Origin of the sequence: Shewanella sp. NKUCC01_JLK (assembly GCF_019345615.1) — a bacterium.
Lineage (GTDB): Bacteria > Pseudomonadota > Gammaproteobacteria > Enterobacterales > Shewanellaceae > Shewanella > Shewanella oncorhynchi.
In genome coordinates this window covers 20310-32553 of the sequence record NZ_JAHKRD010000019.1, presented here as the reverse complement: position 1 = coordinate 32553, position 12244 = coordinate 20310, and the positions used below count along the sequence as shown (strand labels likewise).

Genomic DNA, 12244 nt, shown 5'->3' with positions numbered 1-12244 from the left:
GAAACACTACGATTCGTAAAGATTAGAATACCATCTAATTTTTAGATTGAGATAACGGATTTATTATTCTTTTTTTTGTTCATTCAAGCAACTAAATTGATAACAAGATCACATAACCATAACGACAAGCGAAGTAGAGCTAATCTCACGCCGCTGTAAAAACCAAGGATCCTCCATGCCATTTTATGTGAAACAAGGCCAGATTCCCCATAAGCGCCATATCGCATTTGAAAAGGAAAACGGCGAGCTTTACCGTGAAGAGTTGTTCTCAACCCATGGTTTTTCCAATATTTATTCCAATAAATATCACCACAACATGCCAACCAAAGCATTAGAAGTGGCGCCCTACAGCCTAGGCCATGGTGCCAATTGGGAAGACTCGCTGGTCCAAAACTATAAACTCGATTCCCGCGACGCCGACCGTAAAGGTAATTTCTTCAGCGCCCGTAACAAGATTTTTTATAACAATGACTTAGCACTTTATACCGCCAAAGTCACCGCCGATACCGACAAGTTTTACCGTAACGCCTATGCCGATGAAGTGGTTTTTGTCCACGAAGGCGAAGGCACACTCTACAGCGAGTACGGCACAATTAAGGTCCAAAAATGGGACTATCTCGTGATCCCACGTGGCACCACTTATCAGCTTAAATTCAACGATTACAGCAATGTGCGACTTTTCGTCATAGAGTCATTCTCTATGGTGGAAGTGCCTAAGCATTTCCGTAACGAGTATGGTCAGCTATTAGAATCAGCACCTTACTGCGAGCGCGATTTGCGCGTACCTACATTGCAAGAGGCTGTGGTTGAGCGCGGCGCCTTCCCCTTAGTGTGTAAGTTTGGCGATAAATACCAACTCACCACGCTTGAATGGCATCCCTTTGATTTAGTGGGTTGGGATGGCTGCGTTTACCCTTGGGCATTCAACATCACAGAATACGCACCAAAGGTAGGCAAAATCCATCTCCCCCCTTCTGATCACTTAGTATTTACCGCCCATAACTTTGTGATTTGTAACTTCGTACCGCGCCCCTACGATTTCCACCCTAAATCGATTCCGGCGCCTTATTACCACAACAACATAGATAGCGACGAAGTCTTGTATTACGTCGATGGCGACTTTATGAGCCGCACGGGCATTGAAGCGGGTTACATGACCTTACATCAAAAAGGTGTGGCCCACGGACCACAACCGGGCCGCACTGAAGCCTCAATTGGCAAAAAAGAAACCTATGAATATGCAGTGATGGTGGACACGTTCGCCCCACTGAAATTAACCGAACATGTACAAAATTGCATGAGCAAAGACTACAACCGCTCTTGGCTAGAAGACTAGCCCCAAGCCACCAGCACTCCCATGCGGGAGTCATTAGAGTGACGGCGTGTTGCACTAAAATAACGAGGAAAACATCATGGCAAGCGAACTAAATCCACTGGGCTTATTAGGTATCGAATTCACTGAATTCGCCAGCCCTGATACTGATTTTATGCACAAAGTCTTTATCGACTTTGGTTTTTCTCTGCTGAAAAAAGCCAAGAACAAAGACATCCTGTACTACAAACAGAATGACATTAATTTTCTGCTCAACACTGAGCGCGAAGGTTTCTCAGCTAAGTTTGCTAAATCCCACGGCCCAGCCATTTGTTCTATGGGCTGGCGTGTAGAAGATGCCAGCTTTGCCTATCGCGTTGCCGTTGAACGTGGTGCAAAACCCGCCGATGATGCCAACAAAGATCTGCCTTATCCTGCGATTTACGGCATTGGCGACAGCTTAATTTATTTCATCGACACCTTTGGCGCAGATAACAATATCTATGCCGCTGATTTTGAAGATTTAGACGAGCAAATTATCACCCAAGAGAAAGGCTTTATCGAGGTCGATCACTTAACCAACAACGTCTACAAAGGCACAATGGAACATTGGGCTAACTTCTATAAAAATATTTTTGGTTTTACTGAAGTGCGCTACTTTGACATCAGCGGCGTACAAACCGCGCTAGTGTCCTACGCCCTGCGTTCGCCCGATGGCAGCTTCTGTATCCCGATTAACGAAGGTAAAGGCAGCGATAAAAACCAAATTGATGAATATCTGAAGGAATACAATGGCCCAGGTGTGCAACATTTAGCCTTTAGAAGTCGCGATATCGTAAAATCTCTGGATGCAATGGAAGGCAGTTCAATCCAATGCCTAGACATCATCCCTGAATACTACGACACCATATTTGAGAAGTTGCCGCAGGTGACTGAGAATCGTGAGCGCATCAAACATCACCAAATTTTGGTGGATGGCGATGAATCCGGTTATTTACTGCAGATTTTCACTAAAAACCTGTTCGGACCGATTTTTATCGAAATCATCCAACGCAAAAATAACTTAGGTTTTGGCGAAGGCAACTTTACTGCTCTGTTTGAATCGATTGAACGGGATCAAATGCGCCGCGGCGTACTGTAAGTTTTCATCCCCCATAAAAAACGGTACGCACTGCGTACCGTTTTTGTTTCTACGACGATCTAAATCGTCATTTAAATCAGCATCAGCATTGACGCCAATCACTCGGCATCGACCTTCCTGCATTATTCCACATTGATAGGTTTGATAACCTTACAAGGGTTACCTGCCGCCACACAGTTCGCGGGAATGCTCTTATTCACGACACTACCAGCACCAATGACACAATTATCACCAATGGTCACACCGGGCAACACAGAGACGTTTCCGCCTAGCCAGACATTATTGCCAATTTGAATTGGCGCGCCGTATTCCGTCGTTTGCCGCGCAATAGGATTAATAGGATGCGTTGCGGTAGAAATCATCACATGGGGACCAAACATCACATTATCGCCAATCGAGACGGAGCAAACATCTAATATGGTTAGATTATGATTGGCGTAAAATTGTTTACCAATATGGATGTTATAGCCGTAATCGCAAAAGAAATTAGGCTCAATATGGGCACAGTGTTGAATATCAAGCAGGCCACGAAGATGCTCCATTCGGGCATCAAGCAAAGTCGGTTCGGCCAGATTAAACTGATGACAAATGGATTTCGCCCGCATCCGCTCAGCCAATAACTCATCATCCCAAGCCTTATAAGGCTGGCCCGCCAACATTTTTTGTTTCTCAGTCATCGTATTGTCAACATTCAGTCCATGATGACTTAACCCTAACAATCGATTGATGAAAGTTCAAGAACTGCCTCATATGCTCTTGAATGAACTACCCGTCTTGCTGACAGAACATTTAGCTAATAGCCAATGTGAGTCACATTCAAGCATTAAATCTCAATCGAGACAAAGGTCATTGCCTTTGTTCGTCATCACAATAGAGTTCTGCAAATAAATACACTAGACACAAACTGTTCAGCGGCATGACAGGATTTGTCCAAATCATCCGGCTGTGACGCCCTGCTTCACCGAAGATTTCAAGCAATAAATCCGAAGCCCCATCGAGTGCTTTAGGATGTTCAAAGCAAGATTGATGCACATTTAGCACTCCTTCCAAGCGGTAAATTTGTTTTATCCGCGAAAGCTCACCGCAAGCCTGTTTTAATTGGGCAATGGCATTTAGGGTCGCAAGACGACAGGCAGCGTAGCCTTCGCTCACAGTATGATCGGCGCCCAATTGTCCTTGATACTGAAGCTCGCCCTCTAAATAGGGAAACTGACCCGAGGTCATTAACTGACTGCCGACAATTGAATAGGGTTCATAATTTCCAAGAGCCGCAGCAACCTCAGGTAGTTCAAGCCCTGCCGCTACTAGCCGCGATTCAGGTGTGATCATCATAATGTCACCCCCTGAGATGAGACATTCGCAGGATTAAGCAGCGGGGCTAACCACGTAGTCAAATGCTGAGGATTGACTGTCAGCCAGTTCGCAGCGGCCTCATCTTCCGTCATTCCTTGTCGATTAACCGCATAATCGAGTTCTGCAACCATTTGATTCGATAATACTATGTTATCCAGCACCTGAATTTGTGCTGGCGAGAAATTAACCGCCAACTCGCGTTCACGGGCGAGCAATACCGCTTTATCTTTTCCCCCGAGTAAACCTTTGGGGTCCTGAAGATCGCGAATACCGTATTGATGATGTAAAAATTGTGGATGCCACAAAGGAACGACCACCCAATCGTTTACCGCTACGGCAGACTCAAAAGCGGCGACACAGTCGGCCTGAGTGCCTGTTCTAAATTGATAACCCGCCGCCGTTAATCCATATTGCGTCATGATATTTTTAGAAAATCGCGTGATCCCCGCCCCCTCACCAATCCCTTGAATGATGGGCCGCATACGTTGCTGCACGTCAGGTTTGAGTAAATCCTCAATGCTCGACACTTGCTCAGCAGGCACATAATCGGGTACGCCCCAGAGCGCATAGGGCTCATAATGCAGCCCGAGTTGCCGCGTAGCAACTCGCTCTTCGACACCTTGTCGATAAATCCCATGGCTATGGGGCAGCCATGCAGAACACAGCATATCCACTTTGCCTTCACCTAGCTGCTCAAAATTAGCCTCGTGCAATGCATAGCTTCGTTGCACCTCTTTGCCCATAATCCCTATCACATGGGCCACCACAGCGGCGGTGACTCGATGAAAACTTAAGTCCGTCACTCCCATGCGAATCATCGGCTTACCCTGTGAGCTCTCCATATTTGTACTCTTATTCAATGAATTCATACCCATCGCACCTCGAGGAAATAATGCCAATGATGCCAAACTGCCCAATCCCAACGTTTGCAATAATTGCCTTCTGAAGACATTAATCTCCGCCATGTTCAGGCTCCTTGGTGTCTGAAATAGCGAGCCTATCCATCACAATTCCAACGATGGCGTTGTCCTTTGCATAGGGGAATATCATCTCTACTTTGATGCCATTCGGATCTTCAAGGAACAACTGATGCTCACCAATCTCAGGCACAATTCGTTCCTGAAAAATCATCCTCTGCTGGCATAAATGCTGCTGCATCTGGTGTAAATCCGTGCCACGAAACGACAAATGGTCAACACGTCCCGAGCCATAAATATTTCTGCTTTCCCCTAAGTAGGCATCTAGCGCCTGATCGCCCGCTTCCACTAAATGCAAAATGGGCTTATTTGAGGCATAGAGCCAATGTCCAGGAAAACCAAACTGTGGCCGCCAACCTAATTTCAATCCAAGGATGACTTGATAAAACAACAGCGTTTCAACCAGTTTGGGGGTTCTGATGGTAAAGTGATCCAATCCGACTATGTTCATAAGGTCATCCTCTGGGTGTCGTGACTCAGTGACTCGGTATAACCAAGTGCGAATCCAAACCGTTTTAATCCGCAAAAAACGTGTGAATAAATTCAGTTAAGATGAGCACTTGGCGTAAGGTTATAAAATTAATTGATGAGATTAATTGTTCGGATTAATTACCACGAACGCCCGCCGCTAATGGCTTAAAACGGAAAATATAATAAGGTGGACTGTTTTCAGCTTTGCCATTATTTAATGGTGCCGATAACGGTAATTGCGCAGCCCCAGAGTACAAATAACCTTGCTTGCCATAACTCACACCATCGGGCCAAACCATACGTTCATCATGGACATAAGTGCGATACTGGCGAGAATCAGCAGGGATCACGCCAATGGCCCGCTCTCCCACTTCCGTTAGATATAAATTATTCGCTTCATCAATACTTAAGCCACCGTTGTCGGGCTTATCGGCATAAGCCTCCACTTTGGCAGAGAGTGCCGCAGGCGTTAACGAAGGATTGATGAGATCTGTCATCCGCACACGGTAAACTTTGTCTTTATTCATCGGGGCAAAGTAGAGCCATGTTTGGGTTTTATCTAAAGCAATGCCATCGGCACCCACATAAACTTCAATCTGCTTTCTATCTTTTGAGTCTTTATCGATAATCAGTGGCCGCTGTAAGTCTGGCATCACACTGTTATCACCCTGTAATAGGCGCCGACTTTTCCCTGTATTTAAGTCCACAACCACCAGCGCAGCCTTTTCACCAATGGGACCCGTGCCAATCCCCTCATCGGCAATCACAATCGCTTGATGTCGAGATGAGATAACAAAGTCATTATGTTGTGACTCAGGAAGAGAGACTGGCGCGGGCAAATGAATAATGCGATCTAATTGGTTTTTCTTGGTATCCCACGCCACTAATTTAGGCTCAATACGTGGCGCCTGCTGACCAGAGTCTAATAGCCAAACTCTGTCTTGATCGTCGGTTCGCAGCCCCAACACCCAATTAAGGCAAGTGTCAGGTTCTTTCGCTTTGCCCTGCGGATCATGGCATTGCTGCCAATCCGAATTAGGAAATGGCTTAGTACTACCATCCGCTAAAAGCTCTGCCACCTTAATGTTAGGTTGATAGAAAGGGTGATAACTGAAAATCAATCGTTCATCTGATGTGAAAGTAATACCGCCCACAGCCCCATCAAGTTCGGCAAAGACTTCCATTTTTGCCAGCGGCTCAGTCTGTGTCGCCCATGAGTGAGAACACAACAAACTGGTTGCCAGTAGAGTAAAAGCCTTTGATAACATTGGGTATGTAATGCGCGTAGATAATATGGTCATCTTCATTCCTCCTAACGTGGGCCAGCTAAAAGCGTTAAACTTGCTTCGCCTAATCTATGCTGCCAAAGATAGAATCCCACCAAAGCGGGTGTTGATCCCTTGTCTATCGGCAACTGCGCCACATCCAAAGCATGCACTGTCCATACATAACTGTGTTCACGTCCCTCTGGTGGACAAGGTCCAAAGAATCCAGGTTTACCTAAATCAGTATTAGCTTCAATGGCACCACTGGGTAGCGCTCCGCCATTCACACCACCTGCGAGAGTCGACACCTGTGCCGGAATGTCATACACAACACGGTGCCAAAAACCACTGCCAGTAGGCGCATCTTTGTCATATAAAGTGACAGCAAAGCTCTTGGTACCGGCAGGTACATTTTGCCAAGTTAAACGCGGCGCAATATTTTCGCCCGAACAACCAAATTGATTCCAATAATACTCAGGAGGGAACCTTGAATTATCAGCTAAATTACTTTCGAGACTAAACGCAGAGGCACTGTCGTCAGCCATAACGTAATTAATACTGGCGGCCAAAGCGACAGTCACCAAGAGAGTATTTTTAAAAGAGGAGAAATAAGGCGATTTCATAATGTGCTGAACCCATTTTTGAACTGTCCTAGAACAGTCATTAACCATTGATTTGAGAATGTGGGTTAGCATATCAATCAAATTATGATTGATAAGGCGCATTTGGTTGATATGAGTTTCAAAAAATATTGGATAATCTCAACATGCTTCTCAGTTATTTTTAGGTTATGGTACTTTCAGCAAAAATAATGCAAAAAAGTAACAGCCAAACGACTAAGATATGTTCTTAACACAATAATATAACGAGGATTAGCTATGATTAAAGCGGCTTATCAACCTTGGTTTCCCGTGAGCAGAAACCTAAAGCCACACCCGAACCTGAGTTGTAGATTAGACCATTTATCTTTAACCATACTGTGGCAGGAACTTGATAACGATACATTCACGATGGAATTGTATTTCCCAACGATATCAGGAATACAAGTAATTGATGAGTCAAGTTATCAAACCTTCTTAGATAACATAAGTAATAACTTTAGCGATATTCAACATCATGATAAAAGCAATACGCCATTCCCTATTGATTCAGATTTAAATATCACGAATCAATCCAATGCCGATTATTTTTCTTTACCTTGGCCAATATGGAAGTCGGTAAAAAATGCACGCCGTCCTTATTATGGTGAATTAGGCGAACATATTTACCAAGACCTATACAGTTATTATATGGTGGGCGCCGATAGTGTCTACTTGATCGATACTGATGTAGAACCTACAGTCAATGTCTTATCTTGTTAACTATGAAGTTAATCGCTGTTAACCGAACAACTGCAGAATTAATCACAATGGGGTTAGTGAGCATATTGTTAATAATAACTACAATATGCTTTTTGCGTGAAATATCGCCAGCCAACACAACCGATTACATTTAAAGAGAGCAAGTTCAAAATAAGCAGATTGGCTAAATCCACCGTTTTCATTACACTATCGCCCTTCTCATCTTCACCCAAGAATGACCAAACCATGCCTGATTTTGCCTTACTCGCTGTGTTTATCCCGACTTTTTTCTTTGTTTCTATCACGCCGGGCATGTGCATGACACTCGCCATGACCCTGGGCATGAGTATAGGTGTGCGCCGCACCCTGTGGATGATGTTGGGTGAACTGGTTGGGGTGGCGTTAGTGGCCACGGCCGCCGTGATGGGCGTTGCCAGTATCATGCTCAACTATCCCGAAATCTTTCAAATCTTCAAATGGGTTGGCGGAATTTATTTAGGCTTTATCGGCGTACAGATGTGGCGCGCGCGCGGCAAGATGGCCATATTAAACGATGATGACACTAACCCCAGAGCCAGCAATGTTACCTTGATCTCCCAAGGCTTTATTACCGCCATTGCCAATCCTAAAGGTTGGGCATTTATGGTGTCGCTATTGCCCCCTTTTATCAATGCCGAGCGCGACGTCGCGCCGCAGCTCCTCGCCTTACTGAGCATTATCATGGTGACCGAATTTACCTCTATGCTCGCCTACGCCAGTGGTGGCAAAAGCCTGCGCATCTTCTTGAGCCGTGGTGATAATATTCGCTGGTTAAACCGCATTGCGGGCAGCCTAATGATAGGCGTAGGAGTTTGGTTAGCCATGAGCTAACGGTTTGAACTAACCGCTTAAATGTAAGCCGTTCTACCTAAAATGAGCCCAATAAAGTCCCGTTAACTCGGTCTTTATGAAGGCGCTTTTTTGTAGGGCAACACATCCTGCATCTGCGCCATATATTGCTGCATTTGCAGTGTTTCTTGCTCAACAAAGTCGGCAATCGCCGCCTTAAATCCCAAATGGGCGATGTTATGGTAGGAATACATTGCTACGGGTTCAAAGCCTCGCAGCACCTTATGTTCCCCCTGCGCGCCCGCATCAAACACTTGAAACTCATGTTCAATACAATATTGAATACCTTGGTAATAACAGGCCTCAAAATGTAAACCGTCGAGCTCAACCGTCGTCCCCCAATAACGACCATATAAGCATTTCTGCCCTCGGGTATTCTCACCTTTTAAATATAAGGCACCAGCGACCATCTCGCCCTTTGCATCTTCAACCACCAAGAGTAGGACTTGCGCAGCGAGTTGTGCCCCCAACTGCTGAAAAAAGGTTGGCGTTAAATAGCCGCGATGACCGGAGCGTTTAAGGTAAGTTAATTGATAACATTGGATAAAAGTCTGCCATTGCGAAGCGGTAATCTGCTCCCCTTCGACAAACTGAAACTTAAGATTAAAAGGCTGTAACTGCGCCCGCTCCTTCAAGATATTTTTACGCTTACGGGAACTAAAGCCCGCCAGAAAATCATTAAAATCCCGATAACTGCGATTATGCCAGTGGAACTGAGTACCTAAGCGTTTTAACAGCGAATTTGGCAAACTTTCAAATAACGGCGTTTGTGTTGGGGTAACAAACAGGCTGTGCCATGAGGAAATCGGGCTGTCGCCCAGCCCTGGCTGATTAAGAATAGCTTCCTTAAGTACGAGATTATCCTGCGTTGATATTAGTCGGCGATTCAATGTCAGCAACAGTAATGCCGCCACGCGCAGTTGCTCGGCGTGCTCCAATGCGGGATGAATGCCCATCCGCTGACCTTGCACTGGGGTAAAAGGGATCGCATTCACCCATTTGGGATAGTAATCGAGCCCATGCCGCTCATAGGCTTCGGCCCACGCCCAATCGAACACATACTCACCGTAGGAATGGGATTTTTGGTACAAGGGCATGACGGCAATTAGTGGGAACTGATTGAAGTGCTTAGCCGTTTGCACACTGATAAACCCTCCTTCAGCCAAAGGCGACAAGCTTTTATCCTTGCTGGCGACATCATTTAATGTGTCACCCGCATCGAACACGCATAAATGTCGAGGCGTCCAACCGGTTGCAGTGCAAGCGGAGCGGCTTTGCTCGAGTGCCAACAGAAACTCATGGCGGCAAAATGGATTCGCCTCACCCATGGCGGCATTCCACGCACTGGCCGAAATATCCGACATTGAGCTCGCAAAAGCCAAAATAAGCTGTCTCATTGGGTAAATTATCGTCCTTTACTGGTGTGAACAAGTATACGAGGTTGCAATTAAGCCTAATTCTCGGCACATTGCATAGCCATAATTAAAATAAATTCAGGATTGAGTATGCGTCCAACAAGACCTTTTAGACCTCTTATTCTCGCCATTGCGATGGCGCTTCCCCTACTATCATCTCCCAGTCTGCTTGCCGATGAATCACCAATTTTCAGCCAGATGGCCACCGCACAACCTGTGTGGGCTAAACATGGTATGGTCGCAAGCCAAGAAGCTCTCGCCAGTCGCACCGGCGTTGAGATCCTAAAGCAAGGCGGTAATGCGGTTGACGCCGCAGTGGCTGTCGCCTTCTGTTTGGCAGTCACCTTACCCCGTGCTGGCAATATCGGCGGCGGCGGTTTTATGCTGGTGCATATTGCCAAAGAAAACAAAACCATCGCTATCGATTACCGTGAAATGGCGCCGTCTAAAGCCAAGAAAAACATTTTCCTCGACGAAAATGGCGACGCAGTTGAAAAACTAAGCCGCGAACACGGTCTTGCAGTAGGTGTGCCAGGTACAGTGATGGGCATGAGCTTAGCCCTTGAGAAATATGGCACTATGACTCTCGCCCAAGTCGCCGCGCCCGCGATTAAAATGGCGCAGGAAGGCATTAGCGTGACGCCAGATCTTGCCCAATCCCTTGCCGGCCTAAAACGCCGCATGGCCCAATGGCCAACCACGGCCGCTATCTTCTACAAAGCCGACGGCAGTGACTATCAAGTGGATGATATTCTTAAACAACCTGAACTTGCCCATTCGTTAAGTCTTATCGCAGAAAAAGGCACCAAAGGATTCTACGAAGGTGAAACCGCCACTAAGCTCATCAATGCGGTGAAAGAAGCTGGCGGCATTATGACCTTAGACGACCTTAAAAATTATAAAGTTGTGGAACGTGAACCCGTGCGCGGCGAATACCGCGGTTACGAGGTTGTGTCTATGCCACCGCCATCATCGGGCGGCGTGCACATCATCGAAATGCTCAACGTATTGCAGCAATTCCCAATAGACAAACTCGGCCACAATACCGCCCAGACGATTCATCTGATGGCAGAAACCATGAAGTACGCCTATAGCGATCGCAGCGAATACTTAGGCGATCCCGACTTTTATAAGGTGCCCGTCAGAGCCTTAACCAGTAAGGACTACGCCCAAAAAATCGCCAGCCAAATTGCGATGAATAAGGCAACACCGAGCGCTGAAATCAAGCCCGGCAAGCTCGCCCCCTATGAGAGCGACCAAACCACTCACTTCTCGGTAGTGGATAAATGGGGCAATGCGGTTTCAAACACTTACACCTTAAACTTCAGCTACGGTTCAGGTTTAGTGGCCAAGGGAACTGGCATTTTGCTCAATAACGAGATGGATGATTTCTCAGCCAAACCCGGCGTGCCCAACGGCTACGGTTTAGTGGGCGGTGATGCCAATTCGGTCGAGGGCAATAAACGCCCACTCAGCTCAATGAGCCCAACAATAGTAATGAAGGATGGCAAACCCTTCCTCGTCACTGGCAGTCCAGGTGGTTCGCGCATTATCACCACCACACTGCAGATCATCATGAATGTTATTGATCATGGATTGAATATCGCGGAAGCCAGTAATGCGGCGCGGGTTCATCATCAATGGCAACCCGATGAATTGCGAGTCGAGTCCAGCTTTAATCGCGATACCATTTCCCTGCTCGAAGCCAAAGGACACAAAGTGAAAGTACAATCCGCTATGGGCAGCACACAATCAATCATGGTGACCGAACAAGGAATTTTTGGTGCTTCTGATCCACGCCACTCGGGTAGCGAAGCTATCGGCTACTAGCATCCCCATGATGCCAATGTTAGTGAAAGAGATGAGTGTAAAGAGATGAGTGAGATAAAGAAGTGAATGAGATAAAAGGATTTATGACCTATTCGAACTAGGTCATAAACCCTGAGTAAAGCTTGTCCTTCCGCTCAGTGAATGCAAACTCTCGCTTAAAAAAGCCCTGCTATAAATCACTGTATAAGCAGGGCTTTTTATTATTTTGAATAGCTGATTTTCATACTGAATATAGCTGACCTTTAGACTGTA

The 12244-nt window shown here is 46.1% G+C and carries 12 protein-coding genes; 5 read left to right on the top strand and 7 right to left on the bottom strand.

Translation table 11 applies throughout. The features are described from left to right. Positions 1 to 175 precede the first annotated feature (175 nt). Entirely contained in the window at positions 176 to 1336 is a 1161-nt protein-coding gene (locus KO537_RS18570; RefSeq protein WP_219235282.1) for a homogentisate 1,2-dioxygenase, read from the top strand. 76 nt (positions 1337 to 1412) lie between these two features. Further along, complete coding sequence (gene hppD / locus KO537_RS18565; RefSeq protein ID WP_219235280.1) at positions 1413 to 2453, top strand: 4-hydroxyphenylpyruvate dioxygenase; 1041 nt, start codon at positions 1413 to 1415, stop codon at positions 2451 to 2453. Between the two features lie 122 nt (positions 2454 to 2575). Here hppD and KO537_RS18560 read toward each other — a convergent pair whose 3' ends face one another. The 6 genes from KO537_RS18560 to KO537_RS18535 form a co-directional block, all read right to left on the bottom strand. After that, positions 2576 to 3130, bottom strand: a complete 555-nt coding sequence (locus tag KO537_RS18560) for a sugar O-acetyltransferase (RefSeq protein ID WP_173244211.1) — start codon at positions 3128 to 3130, stop codon at positions 2576 to 2578. 169 nt (positions 3131 to 3299) lie between these two features. Continuing rightward, complete coding sequence (locus KO537_RS18555) at positions 3300 to 3785, bottom strand: Atu1372/SO_1960 family protein (protein ID WP_198573679.1); 486 nt, start codon at positions 3783 to 3785, stop codon at positions 3300 to 3302. Next, complete coding sequence (locus tag KO537_RS18550; RefSeq protein ID WP_251071154.1) at positions 3782 to 4771, bottom strand: glycine betaine ABC transporter substrate-binding protein; 990 nt, start codon at positions 4769 to 4771, stop codon at positions 3782 to 3784. The genes KO537_RS18555 and KO537_RS18550 overlap by 4 nt, the downstream gene beginning before the upstream one ends. Continuing rightward, entirely contained in the window at positions 4758 to 5234 is a 477-nt protein-coding gene (locus KO537_RS18545) for a VOC family protein (RefSeq protein WP_219235277.1), read from the bottom strand. The genes KO537_RS18550 and KO537_RS18545 overlap by 14 nt, the downstream gene beginning before the upstream one ends. Positions 5235 to 5388: 154 nt before the next feature. Beyond that, positions 5389 to 6555, bottom strand: coding sequence for a major royal jelly family protein (locus tag KO537_RS18540; RefSeq protein WP_251071153.1), 1167 nt, complete (start codon positions 6553 to 6555; stop codon positions 5389 to 5391). A gap of 11 nt (positions 6556 to 6566) precedes the next feature. Further along, entirely contained in the window at positions 6567 to 7142 is a 576-nt protein-coding gene (locus KO537_RS18535; protein ID WP_168827397.1) for a YbhB/YbcL family Raf kinase inhibitor-like protein, read from the bottom strand. Between the two features lie 255 nt (positions 7143 to 7397). On the opposite strand from KO537_RS18535, the gene KO537_RS18530 reads away from it, so the two are divergent. Further along, positions 7398 to 7880 (top strand): hypothetical protein, encoded by a 483-nt coding sequence (locus tag KO537_RS18530; RefSeq protein WP_219235275.1) that lies wholly within the window; start codon positions 7398 to 7400, stop codon positions 7878 to 7880. A gap of 225 nt (positions 7881 to 8105) precedes the next feature. Continuing rightward, positions 8106 to 8729 carry a LysE family translocator gene (locus KO537_RS18525; protein WP_219235273.1) on the top strand — a complete coding sequence of 208 codons (624 nt, stop codon included), beginning with the start codon at positions 8106 to 8108 and terminating at the stop codon, positions 8727 to 8729. 74 nt (positions 8730 to 8803) lie between these two features. On the opposite strand, the gene KO537_RS18520 is transcribed toward KO537_RS18525, so the two are convergent. Continuing rightward, a complete protein-coding gene (locus tag KO537_RS18520; RefSeq protein WP_219235272.1) occupies positions 8804 to 10144 on the bottom strand; it encodes a GNAT family N-acetyltransferase in 1341 nt (446 codons plus the stop codon). A 108-nt stretch (positions 10145 to 10252) separates the two neighbouring features. Here KO537_RS18520 and ggt point away from each other — a divergent pair, with 108 nt between their 5' ends. Next, positions 10253 to 11992, top strand: a complete 1740-nt coding sequence (gene ggt / locus KO537_RS18515) for a gamma-glutamyltransferase (RefSeq protein ID WP_219235270.1) — start codon at positions 10253 to 10255, stop codon at positions 11990 to 11992. Positions 11993 to 12244 lie beyond the last annotated feature (252 nt).